At 43.3% G+C, this 20,346-nt stretch carries 23 protein-coding genes; 4 read left to right on the forward strand and 19 right to left on the reverse strand.

All coding sequences use genetic code 11. From position 1 onward, the window contains the following. Positions 1 to 218: 218 nt before the first annotated feature. From hmpA to ACFFGT_RS01105, 13 genes are all read right to left on the reverse strand, one after another. The gene (gene hmpA, locus ACFFGT_RS01045) at positions 219 to 1,430 is read right to left on the reverse strand and encodes an NO-inducible flavohemoprotein (RefSeq protein WP_377020630.1); all 1,212 of its coding nucleotides are present in this window, start codon (positions 1,428 to 1,430) and stop codon (positions 219 to 221) included. A gap of 40 nt (positions 1,431 to 1,470) precedes the next feature. Beyond that, complete coding sequence (locus tag ACFFGT_RS01050) at positions 1,471 to 1,767, reverse strand: cupin domain-containing protein (protein ID WP_377020631.1); 297 nt, start codon at positions 1,765 to 1,767, stop codon at positions 1,471 to 1,473. 1 nt (position 1,768) lies between these two features. Next, on the reverse strand, positions 1,769 to 2,062 hold the full coding sequence (locus ACFFGT_RS01055; protein ID WP_377020632.1) for a cupin domain-containing protein: 294 nt from the start codon (positions 2,060 to 2,062) through the stop codon (positions 1,769 to 1,771). 214 nt (positions 2,063 to 2,276) lie between these two features. Further along, positions 2,277 to 2,663, reverse strand: a complete 387-nt coding sequence (locus ACFFGT_RS01060) for a group III truncated hemoglobin (protein WP_377020633.1) — start codon at positions 2,661 to 2,663, stop codon at positions 2,277 to 2,279. 228 nt (positions 2,664 to 2,891) lie between these two features. Further along, positions 2,892 to 3,299: a cytochrome C gene (locus ACFFGT_RS01065; protein WP_377020634.1), complete on the reverse strand. Its 408-nt coding sequence runs from the start codon at positions 3,297 to 3,299 to the stop codon at positions 2,892 to 2,894. Further along, entirely contained in the window at positions 3,296 to 3,562 is a 267-nt protein-coding gene (locus ACFFGT_RS01070) for a hypothetical protein (protein ID WP_377020635.1), read from the reverse strand. The genes ACFFGT_RS01065 and ACFFGT_RS01070 overlap by 4 nt, the downstream gene beginning before the upstream one ends. Before the next feature lie 19 nt (positions 3,563 to 3,581). Further along, complete coding sequence (locus tag ACFFGT_RS01075) at positions 3,582 to 4,625, reverse strand: cbb3-type cytochrome c oxidase subunit II (protein WP_377020636.1); 1,044 nt, start codon at positions 4,623 to 4,625, stop codon at positions 3,582 to 3,584. A gap of 5 nt (positions 4,626 to 4,630) precedes the next feature. Continuing rightward, entirely contained in the window at positions 4,631 to 6,781 is a 2,151-nt protein-coding gene (locus ACFFGT_RS01080) for a cbb3-type cytochrome c oxidase subunit I (RefSeq protein ID WP_377020637.1), read from the reverse strand. 119 nt (positions 6,782 to 6,900) lie between these two features. After that, complete coding sequence (locus tag ACFFGT_RS01085; protein ID WP_377020638.1) at positions 6,901 to 7,338, reverse strand: RrF2 family transcriptional regulator; 438 nt, start codon at positions 7,336 to 7,338, stop codon at positions 6,901 to 6,903. An 85-nt stretch (positions 7,339 to 7,423) separates the two neighbouring features. Further along, on the reverse strand, positions 7,424 to 8,542 hold the full coding sequence (locus tag ACFFGT_RS01090; protein WP_377020639.1) for a PAS domain-containing sensor histidine kinase: 1,119 nt from the start codon (positions 8,540 to 8,542) through the stop codon (positions 7,424 to 7,426). A 23-nt stretch (positions 8,543 to 8,565) separates the two neighbouring features. Then, positions 8,566 to 8,898, reverse strand: a complete 333-nt coding sequence (locus ACFFGT_RS01095; protein ID WP_377020640.1) for a hypothetical protein — start codon at positions 8,896 to 8,898, stop codon at positions 8,566 to 8,568. Between the two features lie 11 nt (positions 8,899 to 8,909). Continuing rightward, on the reverse strand, positions 8,910 to 9,323 hold the full coding sequence (locus ACFFGT_RS01100) for a hypothetical protein (protein WP_377020641.1): 414 nt from the start codon (positions 9,321 to 9,323) through the stop codon (positions 8,910 to 8,912). Between the two features lie 154 nt (positions 9,324 to 9,477). Further along, positions 9,478 to 10,449, reverse strand: coding sequence for a sensor histidine kinase (locus ACFFGT_RS01105; protein ID WP_377020642.1), 972 nt, complete (start codon positions 10,447 to 10,449; stop codon positions 9,478 to 9,480). Positions 10,450 to 11,091: 642 nt separating this feature from the next. Here ACFFGT_RS01105 and ACFFGT_RS01110 point away from each other — a divergent pair. From ACFFGT_RS01110 to ACFFGT_RS01120, 3 genes are all read left to right on the forward strand, one after another. After that, positions 11,092 to 11,964, forward strand: coding sequence for an AraC family transcriptional regulator (locus ACFFGT_RS01110; RefSeq protein ID WP_377020643.1), 873 nt, complete (start codon positions 11,092 to 11,094; stop codon positions 11,962 to 11,964). A gap of 57 nt (positions 11,965 to 12,021) precedes the next feature. Beyond that, positions 12,022 to 12,261, forward strand: a complete 240-nt coding sequence (locus tag ACFFGT_RS01115) for a hexameric tyrosine-coordinated heme protein (protein WP_377020644.1) — start codon at positions 12,022 to 12,024, stop codon at positions 12,259 to 12,261. 61 nt (positions 12,262 to 12,322) lie between these two features. Then, positions 12,323 to 13,876: an FAD-dependent monooxygenase gene (locus tag ACFFGT_RS01120; protein WP_377020645.1), complete on the forward strand. Its 1,554-nt coding sequence runs from the start codon at positions 12,323 to 12,325 to the stop codon at positions 13,874 to 13,876. A 44-nt stretch (positions 13,877 to 13,920) separates the two neighbouring features. Here the strand turns inward: ACFFGT_RS01120 and ACFFGT_RS01125 are convergent, their stop codons facing one another. Next, positions 13,921 to 14,361 (reverse strand): DoxX family protein, encoded by a 441-nt coding sequence (locus ACFFGT_RS01125; RefSeq protein ID WP_377020646.1) that lies wholly within the window; start codon positions 14,359 to 14,361, stop codon positions 13,921 to 13,923. A 167-nt stretch (positions 14,362 to 14,528) separates the two neighbouring features. Here ACFFGT_RS01125 and ACFFGT_RS01130 point away from each other — a divergent pair, with 167 nt between their 5' ends. Beyond that, positions 14,529 to 15,119 (forward strand): HD domain-containing protein, encoded by a 591-nt coding sequence (locus ACFFGT_RS01130; protein ID WP_377020647.1) that lies wholly within the window; start codon positions 14,529 to 14,531, stop codon positions 15,117 to 15,119. On the opposite strand, the gene ACFFGT_RS01135 is transcribed toward ACFFGT_RS01130, so the two are convergent. From ACFFGT_RS01135 to ACFFGT_RS01155, 5 genes are all read right to left on the reverse strand, one after another. Beyond that, entirely contained in the window at positions 15,116 to 15,697 is a 582-nt protein-coding gene (locus ACFFGT_RS01135) for a Crp/Fnr family transcriptional regulator (RefSeq protein ID WP_377020648.1), read from the reverse strand. The two genes, ACFFGT_RS01130 and ACFFGT_RS01135, sit on opposite strands and share 4 nt — an antisense overlap. Positions 15,698 to 15,764: 67 nt before the next feature. Then, positions 15,765 to 16,622 (reverse strand): SDR family oxidoreductase, encoded by an 858-nt coding sequence (locus ACFFGT_RS01140; RefSeq protein WP_377020649.1) that lies wholly within the window; start codon positions 16,620 to 16,622, stop codon positions 15,765 to 15,767. Between the two features lie 366 nt (positions 16,623 to 16,988). After that, entirely contained in the window at positions 16,989 to 18,038 is a 1,050-nt protein-coding gene (locus ACFFGT_RS01145; protein ID WP_377020650.1) for a glycoside hydrolase family 43 protein, read from the reverse strand. Between the two features lie 111 nt (positions 18,039 to 18,149). Continuing rightward, complete coding sequence (locus ACFFGT_RS01150) at positions 18,150 to 19,184, reverse strand: LacI family DNA-binding transcriptional regulator (protein WP_377020651.1); 1,035 nt, start codon at positions 19,182 to 19,184, stop codon at positions 18,150 to 18,152. Positions 19,185 to 19,610: 426 nt separating this feature from the next. Beyond that, complete coding sequence (locus tag ACFFGT_RS01155; RefSeq protein ID WP_377020652.1) at positions 19,611 to 20,276, reverse strand: O-methyltransferase; 666 nt, start codon at positions 20,274 to 20,276, stop codon at positions 19,611 to 19,613. Positions 20,277 to 20,346 lie beyond the last annotated feature (70 nt).

Consider the following 20,346-nt stretch of genomic DNA (forward strand, 5'->3'; position numbering starts at 1 on the left):
GCCCAATTACACAAGCAGATTTGGGCTGAAGCCCTTTTGTTGCTACTCATTATTCCGTTGGTTAAAACCAACGGCAATGAAGTTTCCTGGTAGAGATGCATCACATGCGTCTCCCATAGGACAAGCCGCTTCGTAATCATTAACTTCCAAGAATTTGCATGCGGGAGATGCATGTGATGCGTCTCTACATTTTAAAACAATCAATTTTAAACAGCTGTTTAGTTCAAATGCAAAGTTTGGGGGCCAAACTCTTCAAAATGGATCAGCTGTTTATCAATACCTTTTTTAACCAGTTCAAGATAATGCAGTTCGATAAAACCTGCCGGGCCGCAAATGTAGTACTCGGTGTTTGGTTCAAATATTTCATCGCCCAGTTGGTTAAGGTCAACCCAGCCGGTGTACAGGTCGTCGGGGAATCCTTCTTCAACCTGGCTGTAAAAGATGTGTTTTTTAAGCTCTTCGTTTTTACCTTCCCAGTGCTCAATAACTTCTTTAAAGGCATGCACATTTTTATCACGGCAACCGTGGATCCATGTTTTTGGCCTTTTGCTGCCGCTTTTGATCAGGCTCTCCATCATGCTCATTAACGGTGTTTGGCCAACGCCCCCGCTTATGAAAACTATCGGGTGATCACTGTCTTCGCTAAGCGCAAAGCCGCCTGCCGGTGCCGATACCTCAATGATATCGCCTTCATTTACAAAATTATGCAGGCGGTTGCTGATCATCCCATCGGCAAGTAATTCGGTTCCAGCCTCCCGTTTTACCGAAATGCGATAATACGCTCCATTTGGCGCGCTCGAAATGCTGTACTGGCGTGGTTGTAACAGGTTAAGTTCGGGCAAAAACAAACGCACACTTAAAAACTGACCGGGGGTAAAATCGGCCACGGGGCCACCATGGGCCGGGTAAAGATAAAAGGAAGTGATCTCCGCCGATTCTTTTACTTTCTCCTTTACTATAAATGGCCTCCAGCCTGTCCAGCCACCTTTTTTAGCTACCTGTTTACTATATAAATTTTGCTCATGGCCGGACATGATGGTGGCCAGCTGATTGTAAGCAACAGTCCAGGCTTCCAGCAGTTCGGGTGTAGCAGCATCGCCCAATACTTCGCTAATTGAGGCAATCAGGTGTTCGCCAACAATATTGTAATGTTCAGGCCTGATGTCAAGGCTGATATGCTTCTGGCCAATGCCATCAAGTACCGGCATCAATACACCGGGATTTTCAATATGTTCGGCATAGGCCAGTACAGCCATGGCAAGGGCGGTTTGTTGTTTGCTGTTTTGCTGGTTTCCCATGTTAAACACATTCTTCAGCTCGGGGTTGTGGGTAAACATCCGGTTGTAAAAATGTGTAGTTAACAATACTCCATGCTCCCTCAATACAGGCACTGTGGCCTTAACCAGCTCTTTTTGTTCTTTAGTAATCATCGTATTTACAGTATATATTTATAATTAATTGCTGCCCTGCTTAGCCTTGTATCAAAAGGCAAATACTATCCTCAAGGGCCAGCAGGCTGTGTAGCACGTTTACAGGTATTTCAAAATCAGCGTCGCGTTTCAAATCAACCGAGCGTTCATGTTCGTTATACAATACGTTACCTTCGGTTACTATCAGCGTAGCAGGTACAGCAGTTTTATGTTCTTTTAAAACCGCTCCTTTTTTCAGGCCTATAGCCATCATTTTGTAGCCGCTGCCTTGTTTTAATATTTTGACTACCGGCCCCGCAGCCAATGGCATTTGCTCCCGTACTTGTTCAATTGTCATGTTAGTTAGCGTAAGTATTATCAGGCTCAAAATATCTGATCTGCGCGCCGTTGGCCAGTACAATCCAGGCCTTAAAATCATTAACTATTTTTAGCATGTGCTGCTCATTGGCCGGTATCAGGAAAGTTTCGCCTTTGTTAAGCTCATAGGTTTCGCCTGCGTAAATGAGCAGTGCGTTCCCGTCTTCCACAATCAGGTAGGCATCTGACGTGGCTATATGCCTTTTCATGTTGGCGCCGGCGGTGAGCTCAATTTTAACCACCTGGAAGTGCTCGTTTGTTTGAAGCTGTTTCATACTGTTTGTTTTTCTTGTGTTTTGATAGCTTTTCTTTCATTCCCTCCCCTGGGAGGGGTGCGGTTGTTAGGTGCAGTGGCAGGGAGGGGTTTATACGCCTTTTAAGCGTGTAAGCATAATGATGAAACCCCTCCCTACACCCTCCCGGGGGAGGGAATCGCACATCCCCCTACTTAAAACTCATCTTCATAACACTTATATATTAATGCATCCGCTACATAATTACCTTCCCCGGCCCACCTTTCATATTGGCCAGCTTACTCATAAACATTACAGCCATCAGGTTTGCCCTGTTCTTAGCGTCATCGGCCATGGGGCCGGTAAAGTGGGCATCAACTGTTTGGGTAAACAGCTCCAGCCAGCGGTTAAAATGATCGTCACTAATGGGCAGCGGTGCATGCTTGGCAAAGGGATTGCCCTTAAACCCCGGAACGCCAAACAATGCGGCATTCCAGAAAGCGTACATTTTATCAAGGTGCGGCTGCCAGTCGTCTTTTATAACTTCGGCAAAAACGGGCCCCAATAATCCGTCGAGCCGCACCCTGGTATAAAATTCATCAACCAGTATTTTGATTGATGTTAGATCTTCTATATCGTTCATTTTTTGTTTAGATAATTAAAAAGATGGTCATTTCGACCGCAGGGAGAAATCTTATACACCCTGCCCAAGCAGCCGTACAAATCGGCTTTGCATATCGAATAAGATTTTTCGCTATCGCTCAAGAGATAGTTTCTCTTTCGCTCCTGCGCTCATTCCCACTCATGCTCTATCGAAATGACATTTTTTTGCCTCTCACTAATCTCTAACCTCCAATCACCAATCTCTCCCCTACAGCTTCACCGCCAGCGATGTAATAACGAAATACCCTGTCCATGCCACAAACAAAACGATTCCTACCACCACCCACCAGGGGATACTTTGAGGGGTTTCGCTGCCCGCCAGCATAAAGGTTTTCTGATCGCCTTTGCCATAGGCGTTGATCATGAGGGGCAACACACCTTCCACAATTTCGTCTTTCTTTAAGCCCTCAATGGCTATAGCAGGACCATTCCGCACCACAAAGGGGATCAGCTTTATTCCTTCCTTGCCCTGGTGATCTTTGCTTACTACTTTCAGCACGTGGTTTCCATCGGTAAGCTTGCGGGTATCCAGGTCGAAGGTTACCGGCGCCGGGAACTCACCAAGCGGTTTGGGATCCTCGTCAATAAACAGGGTTACAAAACTTTGATCTCTCATGGCTGTACGTCGTTTAAAATCATCCGTTTAATATGTTCCTGGTTCTTTTCGCCGGGCTTTATAAAGCATTTGATGGTTGCCACCAGCACGTACAGTGTAATGATCACCATTACCAATACAATGAGGTAATCCCAGTTACTATCGGGACCGGCACCATGGGTTATGCCTCCAAAACCGGCAGGCTGCTGTTTTTTACAGGCCTCGCAGGCTATAACATCAAGCTTAATGATAAGCATGAGCAGCAGTGTTATATATTTTTTCATCTCTTGAGGATCTTGATTTTTACTTTTTAGCAATTACAGTTTCGGGCTTATCAAATGTGGCTATGATCTTTTTCACATCATCGGCTGTTACCTTTTTGGCGTTGTTGCCCCAGCTACCACGCTCATGGTTTATGATAGCGGCAACTTCTTCGGGTTTCAGGTTATTATTGGTACCTACGGCAGGCATTATACCATAACCTTCACTTGCACGGCCGTTATAACCTTTCATGATAATAGTTACCTGTACCTCAGGGTTATCATCAAGCACTACCTTGCTGCCCTTAAGCGCCGGGAAGGCGCCAACCAAACCCTCGCCGTTTTCCTGGTGGCAGGCCTGGCAATTGGTAGCATAAAGTGCGGCGCCATCAAATTCAGGCTTTGCTGCTGCGCCTTTACCGGGAGCAGCGGCGGCAGCCTTTTCAGCATCACTTTTCCCGTACAGGAATATGGGTACCGGCTTACCATCAGGCAGGGTAATTTCTTTTAACGACCTCAGGTAGGCCACCAGTGCCACTGCTTTATGCGATGCCACAATTTTGCCGGTTATGCCTCTTTTAAAATCATCGGGCACGTTCACTATCACATCATTTGGCCATGCGTAATCCTTTATATCAAACAGCCACTCGTATGATGGCATTACCGACTCCGCGACTACCGAACGCGGGTTAAATAAATGGAGGTAATGCCAATCGTTACTGGGCTGGCGTGTGCCTACATTGGTTAAATCGGGCCCGGTTCGTTCGGAGCCCATGAGGGTGGCTGTGTTGCGCCAAACATCGGTACGGGTAATATTAGCATAATCGGCAGCTATGTTAGGGCGTGCACCCCAAACTTTATCCATCTCTACATTGCGTACCTGCTGGGTGTGGCAGGCCACGCATCCCTCGGCAATAAAAACTGCTTTGCCTTCGGTTTGCAGGCTGGTTAAGGGTTTACTGCCCGGCAGCGGGGCATTATTATTCTGACTGGTAAATGCAGGCCCTATCGCCACAAAAAATGTGAGCAGCAGGAAAAAGCATAACGCGGCAGTAAAAAGCTTTTTATGATTGTTATAGATTTCCATGTCTATCAGATTTCGGCGTTAACGGGTAAATTGTTCAGTTTCTCAAAAACTTCCTTCCTGATATCGGGGTCGCTTTTATGCCCCGAAAACATCACATACATGTTCCAGGCAAAAACGAGGTGCGATGCCCACATCAGCGAACCGCCGATGGCGCGCCACAACCAGTAAGGGGCCATCAGCACAACGCTATCAATAAATGGTTTCCCATCGCGCCAGGCTATCCCTTTCAGGGTACCGCCTATCATAAGTGGAATGGTGTAGAACAATACGCCTATCAGCGCCATCCAGAAATGAGCACCAACCAATCCCTGCCTGGGTTCGTTTCCTGTAAGCCTCGGTACTATAGTATAAATACAGGCCCAAAGCATAAAGGCAATGATGCCATACATGGTAATGTGCGAATGTGCAGTAGTAAAATCGGTAAAGTGCCAGATGAGGTTAGTTTCCCTGAACGCTTCGGCCGTGCCCTGTGTTGAGCCGGTGAAATAAAACAGGATGCCAACAATGTAGAAAGGCAATGTATAGCTGCGGCCTATCTTGTTAAAATTGCCCCTGAAGGTCATGATAAAATTGGTAGTGCCTGAAAATACCGGGATCAGCATACCCATACTGCCTACTATAGCCACCGTTTGCAGCCACCATGGTATCGAGCTGAAAATAAAGTGGTGTGTACCTATCAGCGTATAAAACAAAATCTGCGACCAGAACGCCAGGATGCCTAAACTGTAGGAGTAAATAGGCGTATTTAACTGCTGAGGTAAAAAGTAGTAAACCAATCCCAGGTTAAAAAACATGAACCACATGCCTACCGCCTGGTGCATGTAATAGCCCTGTACAATGGTTTCGCCAAGGCCATCCTGGTAAAAGGGCAGATAACCAACGGTTACAATCACCGTTAAAAACATCATAGCCGAAACAATGTACCAGTTGGAGATATAGATCTCCTTAGTTTTACGCTGCGCTATAGTTTGGATATAGTTGACCAGACTTACCACAATACCACCGGCAAAAAGCGCCATAACCGGCCATATATATTCGCGGTATTCGCCGCCGCCGTTGTTGATACCGGCCATCAGCATGCCACTGCCTATAATAATGGAGGCGTTCATAAGTATGAGCGAATAATAGCCCCGTTTAATACTGTAAACTACCGTATTGCTAACTGTAGATACTACGTAATAACCAAGGCCTAACATGGCCATTGACGACCAGCCCCAGAAAACCATATTGGTATGCACCGGCCTTAAACGGCCAAAACTTAGCCAGCTGATATGATCAGCATCGGGCGAAACGAATTTGATACCGATATACTCGCCTACCGAAGTACCCAGCACCAGCCAAAAGGCTGCGCTGCCCAGGTACCACATAATCAGTTTTACCAGTTTAGGATCAGTTTGGTGTTTATGTGCCGCTTTGCGCTTGGAGGCAAAAAACCGCGGACTGTGAACCTCATCAATATTAAGCAGGATGCCTTTTGAATCTTCAGGTTCAATATCTCCCGCAAGCTCATTATTGGTTAAACGGTAATCAAGCGCGTGTTTGCGCTTAATGAGCTCTTCATATATGGTATCATCGTTATCAACAGCTTCAGCCAGTTCGCGGGTTTCCTTTTTAACCCGGCTGTAACGGCTTTTAGCTGCCACATTACGGATCTTTAACCCTACCAGGAAAACTGTTACCACCAGCGGAATAAAGATCAGCGCGAGCATAATGATCATACCGGGGCTGGTTAATACGCTTTTACCTTCCCCGGCTGTTTGCGCCCGGGCAGTTATTGATGAAAGTAATAGCAGGGCTACCATGGTAGCTGTAAAGCCGTTATTACCCCCCTTTGCTTTGTCAATAGCCTTTTTACGGTGGTTTCTGCGGCTGATCAGTTGATCAAGCTGCCGGGTATCCAGGCTGTTTATTTGCCTGAAGATCCATTTATCACCATATTTTTCACGTGCTGTTTCATCCTCTTTAAGGCCACGTGCCAGGCGGATAAGCCAAAGCAGCAGCAACAATAAAAAGAAAATGGTAAGCGCGATAATGATGCAAGCGCCGGTATTAAAAGCGGGGTCGGGCTTTAATACATCGGCGGCATAGGCGGCTGTGCCGGGGATAAACAGCAGCACACCAATAAGGCTCAGGGTTAAGTAGATTTTGATTTTCATATAAAATATATTAATACCTTTTTATCTTTTAAATTCTTTGTTTCGGTACGCTCTATAATTTAATTAACTAAAAATTGGAATGATTTTGACTACGCCTTTAACCTTTTGAGCTCGTCGGATTATTTTTTCAGAACTACAAATCCCAGGTTCAGATCTTCGTTGAACTGGCCTATGGTGATAGATTCAAGCATGTTTTGCAAGCGGTTCCTTACATCTAAAAAATCATGGTGAAGCGGGCAGGGATTTTTTGATGAACACTCTTTTAAGCCTAAACCACAATCCCTGAATATGCCTCCGCCCTCTACCGCTTCTATCACATCTGATAGCGGGCGGGCCAGGCTTTGTGCATCCAGATAAAAACCGCCGTTAGGCCCTTTTACCGATTGAATGATGCCCCTCTTGCTTAAATCCTGTAGGATCTTGGCCAGGAAATGCTCGGGCGAATCAATGTTTACGGCTATTTCCTTTATGCCTGCCCTACTGCCATCTGCCGTGCGCTGCGCTATAAAAAATACCGCCCTTACCGCATACTCACATGTTTTTGAAAATATTCCCATTGCTTTATAAAGCAAATGTAGTTATTATGTTCAATAATAAAAGACATTTTTATCTTTTATTATTTCATTACCTGAATATGACTTTTTAAGCCATCAATTTTACCGCCTCCTGCCCGGTAGTGTTAAATTTACTTTGCTGGCTAAGCGGCAGGCTAAAGGAAAATACTGCTCCGCCGTTTTTCCCGTTTTCGGCCTTTACTGTGCCGCCATGCTTTTGGATAATGCTTTTCACAATGTATAAACCCAGACCTTTACTGTTTTTTTGCCTCACCGATTTTTGATTGCACTGATAAAATTTCTGGAACAACAACTGGCCGTTTTCTTCATTAATGCCTGCTCCCTGGTCATGAACCGATATTTCAACATCATTTTCGTTACGATCGATATTAATGTTAATGTGCGAGCAAGGAGGCGAAAATTTGGCGGCATTGGTTAAATAATTGACCAGCACCTGTGTGATCTTGTATTTATCGCCTCTAACCAAAATGCTATCCGCAGTGGGGTATTTACAAAAACGGTGACCTGGGTAAAGGATTTTCATTTCGCCAAGCACGGTATCAACCAGATCATTAACATCAAACAGGCTAAAATTAAGTTGTGCCGGGCCCTCATTACTTGTTGAGGGCGACAGATACTCATCAATAAGTTTGGTCATGCCGTTAATATGCTGGTCCACCATGTTCAGTAGTTTTACCGGCTGTTTATTGATACTATGCGCAAGGTGATTGATCAAAAACTGGGTATTGAGCTTAATAATAGTTAAAGGGGCCCGCAGCTCATGGTTTACAATGGCCATGCTCAGACATTCCTCATTAACCTTTTGGGTAACATCTTCAATGGTGCCTATCATTTGTTCGGCAGTGCCCCATCTGCGTGAGTATAAAACCCCCGTAAGCAGGATCCATTTTTCGGTACCGTACGGCGTTACAATTTGCACCTGTTTTTCAAACTTGGTACCATTAAAACAGGCAACTTTAAACTCATGGATCAGTCCGCTCAACTGCCCGGGCTTAACCAGCTCAAAAAGGTCTTCAATTTTTTCGTCATATCCTTTTGATAGCTCAAGGATCTTGCGCATCCGCGGGCAAAAAGATACCTTATTTGATTTGAGCTGAATTTTCCAGTTGCCTATGTACGCTCCTCCTATGGTGTGTTCAGGTATTACACCTGCCCGGCTTTCCATATTTCTGATTTCCCTGTTCATTTGGATATGATTTTCTTAAATTTTTATTTTATTACCGATAGATTTAACCTGATCACACTATTGAATTTTGACCATAACCGTAATGACATTCCTTTGATGTACGATCTGTAATTGCTCATCAATATGCCCTTCATGTCGTGGTTCATTAACCGGATGGCGTACACCAAACTGCAATCATCATTTTTACCGGATGATTCGCGGTGATATGTTTCCAGGATCTCAAAATCATCGGGCGGGATCAACTCGTTATATTGCAAACACCTGATGTGTTCGTTTTCTATAACAAAATCGTGGTTAAAGCCACGCTCCTGCAAATCAATAATGAGGTTTATCAGTTGTTCATCATCGTGGTACATATCATGAGTCATTAAATAGGTGAAGCTGTCAGTTCATTTTCAATAGTGTTATTAGGTGTATTGCTTTTGTAAAGCCATAAGCGGCCCTGGAAAGCCATATAAAAAAGCAGGAGTAAAACCTGTACCACAACAAGAGATACAGGTATACTTACGGTTATATTAGTGCTATTACCCAACAGCATTAAAGTAACATCGGCCAATATGAAACCAATGCTCATTTGTTTAAGCAAAGGCTTACCCGGCATAAGCATAATAACCAGTAAAGCAAATTTTAATGCACATATGCTATGCAGCACTACAATGAAAAATCTGGCAGGTACCAGCGGTTCCATTAACCCCTTATTAAGTTTGATAAACAATCCTGTTGCTACAAACATTAATACACTCGTAAGGGAGGCTACCGCGAAACAAATAAATTTTTTCATAGTGGGGGCTTTACAGGCTATTAATTCAGTTAACTAATGCTTAATTATTAACTGCTGTTTAATAATGTAAAGTTCGGGTTGGAGATACCCGAAATCAATGTACTAATTATGGTTTCAGTAGTACAAATTACATATGCCCTAAGCTAATCAGACCCTAATATTGCACAGGATAATTATCATTTTCGATGTTCCCAAACTTTTTTTCGGCCCGGAAAATAAGCGTAATCACTACACCATCGTTATTTTCCATTGTAAAATTGCCGCCAAGCTGCTTACTCAGGGCCTTCATCATTTCCATACCTAAAGATGAAGCCTCTTTAATATCAAAGCCCTGCGGCAGTCCGATACCATCATCAGCTATGGTCAACATCATATTATTATCATCAAGCGTACCAAGCGAAATGTTTATATACCCGTGCCTGTGCGGAAAAGCATATGTAATAGCATTGGTGATAGCCTCATTAAGCATGAGACCAACAGGTATGGCCTGGGCAACGTCCATTTTCACGGGCTCAATTTGTTGCTCAAACCTGATACCGCGGTCATGGGCATCATAACTATCAGCGAGATAATTAACCAGTTCGCTGATGTAAACCGCGATATCAATATAGGCTACGTTTGAACTGCTGTATAATTTTTGATGGATAAGCGCAATAGCCTGTACCCGGTTCTGGCTTTCGCGGATGGCCGCAAGCGCCGCGTTATTTTTCAAAAATGCCGATTGGGTATTGAGCAGGCTCATCACTATCTGCAGGTTATTTTTAACCCGGTGATGCACCTCTTTTAACAACCAGTCCTTTTCGTCAACCAGGCGGTCTTTATCGGCAGTTAAATGCTGCAGGATTTGGTTTTGCTCGTTAATTTCTTTTTGCTTCAGCTGTAATTGCTGGTTGCTGTATTGCTTTTGCCGGTAAGCAATATAAACAAGGGCCAAAATGATAATCAGTGCAGCAATACCAGTAGTTATAAGGTCCCATCTCACAATAAGTAAGCTACCTTTTGCCCATAATATATCTTTAGGGGTATGATTATAATATTGAGCCGGCAAGTTTATGGATATCAAAAGCAAAAAGCTTGTAAGTATCAGCTTGCAATAAAACCGGGGTGAGCTTATATTGATATTCACTTGATATTATTTTTATGACCGGCCTAAACCAAACAGAGCCTGTTCGCAAACATGCTTATTCACACATAAACCTGCGCTCAAATTCAACTTATAAAAATAATATGTTACAAAAACCCCGCCAATGTATTAAACACGGATTTTGATGTATAAATTATGTATTGTATTTACATCCTTACAACTAAATCGAATATTAACTCATATAATCAGGAATCAAAATATTTAGATATCAGTCTTATTAATTTTAAGCTTTTTCATCTGCGAATGTAAAGTGGCTGATGGCAGGCCCAGAAGTTCGGCGGCCACACCTGGGCGGTTAAACCGCTTTTAAAAAAAATATTGACTAAAGTAATCAGATTGCACAGGCTTCATTCTGATCACGTCCGCACCCAGCAAAACAACACTATTTTCATGTCTTTTCCTGATACCTTTTAACAACCAACTTTCTGTTAACGTGTGATCGGGTTCGGCATATATAATTGAGAACACATACGATATTTCGCTCCCCAATCAGGAATATAATGATATTTCGTTACAAAGCACCGCATCAAAAACAACACAACAAACTGATTATCAATAAAATAAAAATAACGGCACGAAATTAGAACAGCTGTACATGATTTACAAGCTTTAAACTAAGCAACCATGAAACAATTTAATGATTTTGCGCCGCTGCACTTTGAGAAAGCATCCTATTGCCTGCCTTTTAAAATTCATACCATTGAGTGGATCAAAGAAAATGGCATCGATCTTCCCAACGATTATTTCATGCTGATATGGATAGTAGCAGGCAATGGTTACTATAGGCTCAATTTGCAAAAAGAATCAGTTAACACCAACCAGTTGCTGCTGATAAAGCCCGGTCAGCTGCATGACCTTAAATTTAGCAGCGGCTTGCAGGGTTATGTGATATCGTTCACCGATTCATTTCTGGATATAGAGGATTATAGCCGGGAAGCGGCATACAGTCCCATTTATCAAATGTTTAGCCAAACACAAATCGTTTCTATAAACAGTGAGCTGGCCGATGATATGAATGATATCACCGAAATAATGATGAAAGAGTACAGCAGGCACAACCTTTACCGTGCCGAAATATTAAAACGTTATTTCAAGATCTTCCTGATCTATCTTTCACGTCAGTTGGAGTCGATAGAACTGGCGCCAAAACAGTCACGAAATACCGCCATCCTGCAAAATTTCATGGCCCTGCTTGATAAAAACTTCAGGGAATATAAAATGGTTGCCGATTATGCCGACAGGCTATCGGTAACCCCCAATTACCTTAATGAAGTAGTGAAAAAATTAACAGGCCAGTCGGCCGGTCATCACATCAGGCAAAGGGTTGCAGCAGAGGCCAAACGACAAGCAGTACATCCCGATAATTGCATGAAAAAAATAGCATACGACCTGGGCTTTTGCGACATGGCCCACTTCAGTAAGTTCTTTAAAAACACAACCGGGGTCAGCTTTTCTGATTTCAAAAAAAGGGAGCCGGTATTACTACCCGTTTTTTAATGGCGCATCACATACTTATTTAATCAACCTAATAACAAACCAATCAAAATTAACATCATGTCTGAATCAGTACAACTAATCCCGGGTGATTCCTTAATCACTGCAACGCCGCAGGAGGGCCGTGAACTTGCCATTAAAATGGCCAGGCTTATTATTAAAGTAACCCAGCCCGATGCCGAAGTACGCGGCAGGCTCAGGGGCGTTTATGCCGAAGATGCCGCTATGCTTATAGCTATAGGCCAAACCGTGGCAACCGAATTTACTACAATAGCGGCAGCTAATAATTACTGGAGATAATAACATAACGCTCCCCTTTTTGCAAATTAATTACAGCTATCTTTAAGCCCGGTAACACATCGTGCATACACAGGTAATTATTATCGGTGCCGGGCCAACCGGCTTAATGGCTGCCTGCCAGCTGGCCCGCTTTAACATTGATTTTATTATTATTGATACCAAGCCCGCGCCTACTCACGAGTCGCGGGCTATGTTGGTTACTGCCCGCAGTATGGAAATTTACCAGCAAATGGGTATAGTTGATACCGTTTTGCAACACGGAAAGGTAATCAGTAAATTTGCCATTTATATGAACGGCCGGGAGAAAGCGGCGCTCAAAACTGCCGAAGCGGGCAATGGCCTTACCGACTTCCCCAACCTGCAGGCGTTTGAACAGTTTAAGAACGAAGAGCTGCTTTATGAGCAGCTAAAAACCACGGGCCATGATGTTTTATGGCGAACCAGCCTGCTAAGTTTTGAACAAAATGAAGATTTTGTTTTGGCTAACCTTTATGACAAAAGTGATCCCTTCAGGAAAATATCAGTTAAAGCGTCGTACCTTATGGCTTGTGATGGAGCTTCAAGTTTAGTAAGACAGCAGCTGGGATTGGATTTTGCAGGCGGCACCTATCAAAACAAATTTTTTGTTGCCGATGTACAGCTTAACTGGCAACAACCACCAAACAAGCTCATCGCATCATTGTCGCGCCTCAATTTCTGTGCTTTTTTCCCGATGTATGGTGATAATAATTACCGCATACTGGGCACCCTGCCCGAAGGTTTTGCCGGCACTGATCATGTAAGCTTTGATGATTTAAAAGATGTGATCACTAACAACGTAAAACTGCCATTAAGCTTTGAAAAACTAAACTGGTTTTCAGTTTATAAGCTCCATCACCGCTGTATTGAAAGTTTCAGGGTAAACCGCTGTTTTTTATTGGGCGATGCTGCACACATCCATAGCCCGGCAGGCGGCCAGGGTATGAATACCGGCTTACAGGATGCCCACAACCTGGCCTGGAAGCTGGCTATGGTACTACAGGGTGCTGCAGGAAAAAAGTTGTTAGACACTTATCATGACGAGCGGCATCCGTTTGCCCAATGGCTCATGAAATTTACGGATAACGTATTTGCGTTCATGACTGGTCGTAATTGGTTTATATATCAAATGCGCACCCATTTCATGCCTTATATTTTACGACTGGTACTATCAACAAAATGGATAACACGTCGTATTTTCAGGGTGCTTTCGCAAATTTGGTATTCGTACAAAAAAAGCCCGCTGTCTTTGCAATTTATCAAGCAGAAGCTCAAGTTTAGTGCCGGTGACAGGTGCCCGTACGTCATGACAGAGGTTGATGGAAAACTCCAAAGCGTTTATCATTTGCTAACCGAAGCCAAGTTTCACTTGTTGTGCATTGGCGGTAGTTTGGATAGTGATTATCTACCGGGGAATTTAAAACCTTACATCAAAATAGTTAACCTGCCGCTTAATGAAAGCTGGCAAAAGTTGGGTGTCAAAACCGACCTATATCTTTTGATAAGGCCTGATAATTACATCGGTTTAATGAGTGATGAAATAAGCCCTGCTTTAATAACCGGTTATTTTGATATGTTCAAAGCAAACGTCAACTAAACCAAAAGCTCATTAGATCAGTGTCATTTTTATTGCTCTCTCTATTACATTTCGTCATATTTAAAATCAATACTCCAACGATAGGTAGAGATACCTGCCAGCATTAAACTGGCTGCACTATCGGCCCAAACCGAATAGCTGAAGGGTGCCTTAACCCCTAAAAACAGGGTCATACAAAGGGCAAAGGTTAATGTAAGTGCAAAGCTTGCATATGCGGCTGTCCTGATCTTAAAGCCAACCATGAACATAATGGCAATACAAACCTCACCTACTGTAGCTAAAAAACCCATTACGCCAGCCAGTGAACGGCTCAAATATGGCATCAGCGTGTTGGTATAAACTACAAAATTATCCCAGCTTCCCCAGCTTACTGAATTTTGCCCGGCCGGCCCCAGAAACCCTAAACGATCGGCAACGGGCAGCAGGAAACCAATACCTAAAGCAAAGCGAAAATAAAGTTGTGCTATTTGAAGCGTGTTTTTCATGTATGATAATTATATACCTAAAAGTAAGACTTTAAAAGCCTCCTAAAAAAAACTAATCCCTTGTTTACAAATTCAGGATAAAAGTGTCATTTTTTTGTTGAGAGAAATGACGGGCATCATTAATCCAGATTTTCTACAGAATGTGAGGGTAGTATCGCATCATTCACATGCCTGCAGTAAGTATAGTAAAAAGGGCCGCAGCCTACGTTACCTCGTTGATGGAAGAAAACCTCCCACCAACCATGTATTTTCATAACCTTGGGCATACCCAAAGGGTTGCGAATGCGGTAATTGAAATTGCAGCCCACAGTAAGTTAAAAAAACAGGAATTAACCATTTTAACAGTAGCTGCCTGGTTTCACGATACCGGGTATCTTTATCATTACAAGGGACATGAAGATACCAGCATGATCATTGCCGGTACTTTTTTGATGCAGCACCACTACAACAATGATTTTATACAACAGGTGTGGGATTGTATCGAGGCTACAAAAGTTCCGCAATCGCCAAAAAACCTTATCCAGCAAATTATTTGTGACGCCGATATGCAGCATTTTGCATCTCCTGATTATCTTAAATGTGCCCACAATTTAAAGCAGGAATGGGAAGTGCATTTAAATAAGCAATGCAGCGATGAAGAGTGGCATAAGGTTAATTTAAACCTTTTACAGCAACATCAGTATTTTACCGAATACGGCAAAACAATATTGCAGGCAGGGAAAGAGAAAAACATTGAACTGATGAAGCATCAGGCCTAATGTTTCTTCACAGTTTCTTTTCGTACGCGGCTTAAGGTTTCGGGGGTAATGCCTAAGTAAGATGCTATCATTGTCTGCGGGATCCTTAATAGCAAGTCAGGATATTTCTCTGCAAAGTTCAGATACTTTTGTTCGGCCGTAAAAGCTATTGCTGCATGAATGCGGCTTTGACTGGCGATGAAACTTTTATTCAGGATAGCGTTCACCATATCATTTAAAGCCGGGATCTCCCGGCAAAGCCTGTCGAAGTTTGTTTTGGTGATCAGCACCAGTTCGGTATCTTCAATAGCATCAATGTTGTTTTTAGAAGGCTCACCGGTAAGCAGACTGGCCCGGTCGCCAGTCCACCAGTTTTCTTTGGCAAAGCTTACTATGTTTTCGCGGCCGTTTTCATCAACACTGTAAAAGCGTACCAGGCCTTTGGTTATAAAGGCGTTATACTTCCAAACATCGCCCTCCTGCAACAGATACTGCCTTTTACGGAGTTTTTTGATAATACAAACAGCCTCAATTTTAGCATATTCGGTTTCGGTGAGGGTTGCTTTCTGACTGATGTACTCTTTAAAGATCTCAAACATATAAAAGCAAATATCCCCTTTATCCGGGGATATTTGCTTTAGTGCAGGTCATATTTTTATGATCAGGTTATGCAGAGTATTTGCTTAACCATTTGGTTTTTATGGTAGCACGGGCATCAATAAATTCCTGGTCGGTACCCTGAGCAACAGCGTCAAGCGGGTAACGTAATGGGCGACTCCCTTTTTCCATTTCAACAAGGTTCAGTATCCCATCTGCAATGGTTTGGGGATCCATATTAAACTCGGCCATTTTGCTGAACAGTGCGGTCCCCATAGCATTGAACTGCTGAGCCGAAGCTTCGCCATATTCAGCAACAACTTCAGGTTTATCGGCGTGTACACCGGCCTTACTATCATTGTTCATTTCGGTTGGGTATACACCCGGCTGGATGCTTACATTTTCAATATTGTATGCGGCAAGCTCATCCTGCAAACCTTCGGTAATGCTTTCCACTCCAAATTTTGAGGCAAGGTAAGGGATCATGAACGGCAAAGTGTGGCCGCTTGCGCCCGATGTAATATTAATGATAAGGCCATTTTTAGCTTTGCGCATTCCCGGTAATACAGCGAAGATGGTGCGCAGGGTCCCGTAAAAATTCACTTCAAACATTTGCCTGATCTGGTCAAGCGAATAAGCTTCCAGTACACCAAAGCCCGAAACAGCTGCGTTGTTCACCAGCACATCAATATGGCCGTATTTAGTTAAAGTATATTCAAAAGCGGCTTTAACTGATGCATCATCAGTAATATCTACCTCAACTACTTCAACGTTTGGCAGGGCCGATAGCTCTTTTGCTACAGCTTCGTTTTTGCCATTTACTCCGCGCATACCTGCTATTACGGTATGACCTGCATTTGCAAGGGTAATTGTGGTTAACTTACCAAACCCTGTACTTGTTCCGGTTATAAAAATTGTTTTTGACATTTTGTATCTTTTTTTGTTGATACAAATCTACCGTGACGCTATAACCTATGCATTGATGTTTGATAAGAACGGAATTGATATTTATCAAGAAAACTGAGCCTCTGTAACGGTATCGCAATTGCTTCGTTCCTCGCAATTGCGAACTGTACACTCTCCACCCGTCATTGCGAGGCACGAAGCAATCGCGAACTGTACAGGGTCACCCGCTTAGCCGCTCTGCAAATCGGGGATTGCTTCGTACCTCGCAATGACGGGTGGTGAATGGGATTGCTTCGTACCTCAATGACGGGTGTTGAATGGGTGCTTCGTGCCTCGCAATGACGATTTTTTAAGTATTATCGTTTTTCAGTAATCTCTCGCTTTACCTTATTTGGTTCCTGAAGGCACAGCCATCGGCACACCATCCTTGAACGGCACACCAAAATTTGGCGAGCCATCCTTATTCCAGATAAATTTCTGGGCGCGTGGTGAACGTTTATTACCACAGCCTTCGTTAGGGTTTGAGTTGGCATGGTAAAGGATCCAGTCTTCCCGGCCATCGGGTGATTTAAAGAAAGAGTTGTGCCCCGGCGCATAAACACTATTTTCGGGCGATTGCTTGAATACCGGCTGCTCCGTTTTTATCCATGATGCAGGATTTAACAAATCGCTGTTTTTGGAGACCGTAAGCATGCCTAAGGCATAAAAATCAGTCCAGCATCCGCTCGCCGAATAGATCAGGAACAACTTGTCCTTATGTTTTAATATTTCGGGACCTTCATTTACACTTACATGTGCCGGGTTACCTGCGTCATGCAGATCACCGTTGGTTTCCCACTCATAAGCCGGACTTGATATTTTTACCCGCTCGCTGCCAATGGTTAAGGCATCCTTCATTTTGGCAATGTAAATATTCTGCTGACCGTTGTGATCTCCCTCCCAGCCCGACCAGATCATATACCAGCTCCCATTATTTTCAAATACCGAAGCATCAATGGCCCATTTATCGGTACTGTCGGCTATTTTACCTTTAAACTCCCAGGAACCTTCAGTAGGATCGGCCGAGCTATTTTCCAGTACGTAAATGCGATGATTGTTATTATCGCCATTATCGGCAGCAAAATATACATACCATTTGCCTTTTATAAAATGCAGTTCAGGTGCCCAAAGTTCTCTTGAATAAGCAGTGCCGGAGGGCGGTGCCCAAACAGCTTTTTTGGGTGCCGTGCTTAGCTTGGTAACATCCTTAGTTTTCCAGATAACGATATTGCCCCCTGTTGAGTTGGTGTAGTAATAAAACCCATCTTTATAAATCACCCAGGGATCGGCGCCCGATGGCAGTAATGGATTGGTAAAAGTTTTATCGCCGGTGTTTTGTGCCATAGCGGCTTTGGAAAATAAAAGCAGCAGCAAACAGGCAGTAAACATTTTTTTCATAGGGCTGAAAGGTTTTAGCTTGGTTTATAATGCGCTAAAAATCTGTAAAAGATTTTACAAAAACAACAAATGTTAAAAATACATTTATTATTAAAGCAGTAAGGTTTACGACTATGCTTTTACCGGCAGAGATGAACTGCGGATAAAAACCTGGGTAGGCAATACGGTAGTTTCAAACTCGGTAACAGGCCGCTTACTTTCAATAATACTAATGAGCATTTCGGTTGCCTTTTTTCCCATTTCAAAACCGGGCTGATATACAGCACTTAACGGAGGGTTTAAAACCTCGGCCAATTGGGTGTTAGTGAAGCCAAGCAGGGCGATATCCGCAGGGATCCGGTAGCCTAATTTATGCAGAAGCGATAAGGTGGTGGTCGTGATCCTGTCGGATGCTGTAAAAATAGCATCGGGCTTATTATTGGCAAACAGCTCACTTAGCGCGTTCTCTATCTCTGCAAGGTCTTTACCGCCATGCAGGCAGTATTTGATCAGCTTTTCATCTGGCGCTATGCCGTGCTGCTCAAGCGCTTTTTTATAGCCTTTTAACCGTTCGGCAGTAATGGATACATTTACCGAACTGGTAATATGCGCTATTTTACGATACCCAGCCTTGATCAATTCGGTTGTGGCATCGTAAGCACCGGTAAAATTATCGGCCACCACTTTATGGGTGTCAATTTCATCGCTTACCCTATCAAATAAAACTATCGGCAAGCCTTTTTCATGAAGGTTTTTCAGGTGATCGATATTGTTGGTTTCGGTTGAAAGGGAGATCAGCAAGCCATCAATAGAGCGGAAAGTTAGGTGACGCACATTCTGTATCTCCAGATCATATGATTCGTGGGTTTGCGTGATGAACACATTGTACCCCTTACTATGTGCTACCGATTCGATGCCATTGATCACCTGCGAAAAAAACTGGTTATCAATAGTTGAAACCACAATACCGATAGATTTGCTATTGCCTTGTTTAAGACTTTGGGCATTAAGGTTGGGTTGGTAGTTTAGTCTTTTTGCACACTCCAGCACAAGCGCTTTAGTTTTCTCACCAATTTCGTGACTGTCTTTAAGCGCTTTGGAAACCGCCGAGGGTGAGATTCCCAACTCTTTAGCAATATCCTTTATAGTAACTCCGCCAAAATTCATTTCGTCCCCTTGCTTATAACCCTAAAATTAACAAACCAATTGTATATCGGATAGTAAACATAAGAAAAATAAGTCCTACGCGATGTAAAGATGTATTATGTGGTGTAATATCACATTGATAGCCATGAAATTAAATTTCCACCTCTTTTATCAAATAGAAAAAAGAAAAATGTCATTTCGATTGAGCAAGGGTAGGGAAAGAGCACCGGGGCGAAAGAGAAATCCTATACGCCCTGTAGACCATTATGTAAGGTTTCGAGCATGATTTATAAGATTTCTCCTCACCGCACCAGCCCGTTACCAAACTGGTTCGTCGAAATGACATTCGGTTTTATTAAGGGATATTCGTTTACAAGATATGCAACACCCAGCGGCTCCCAGGGGAAGAAATCATATAAGAACCGTTTTTTTCTTCAGAATCCCCAATTACTTCACAACCACTATAGCCATACCGTCATGCTCCTTGGTACCTACCGTTTGGATAATGGTAGCTGTTACCTGCTTATTATCAGCAAGGGCTTTGTTAAAACGCTGCACTCCCCTAACCCTTTCGTCATCGCAGTTATCATCAAGTACTTTGCCTTCGCGTACTACATTATCTGCAACAATCAGGGTACCCGGCCTTGAAAGCTTAAGTGCCCATTCAAAATACTCGGTATAGGGTGGTTTATCGGCATCAATAAAGATCATATCAAAAGGCCCTTCATCTTCGGCATCAAGGACAACGAGGCTATCCATTGCCTTGCCTACTTTGATGTCTACAATTGGATCCAAACCGGCTTTGATAATATTCTGACGGGCAACATCGGCATAAGCCTGCTCCAGTTCAAGGGTGATCAGCTGGCCATCGGCAGGCAGCGCGCGGGCCAGCCAAATGGTGCTGTAACCACCAAGCGTACCTATTTCCAATATCTTTTTAGCTCCGCATAAACGGGCAAGCACCTGTAAAAATTTACCCTGGTTGGCAGATACGTTGATGCCCGGAATGCCTGCATCCTTCATAGACTTTAGCGTACCTTTCAGCACTGCATCTTCTTCGCCCAGCAGGTTACCTATATACTGATCAACCGATTCAAAAAGTGAAGTATCCATAATTCTTATTTTGGGGTGTGATAAATTATCTAAACTAAATTACTTTAATTACATAATCAAAAATCAATTC

Origin of the sequence: Mucilaginibacter angelicae (genome assembly GCF_042434235.1) — a bacterium.
Classification (GTDB): domain Bacteria; phylum Bacteroidota; class Bacteroidia; order Sphingobacteriales; family Sphingobacteriaceae; genus Mucilaginibacter; species Mucilaginibacter angelicae.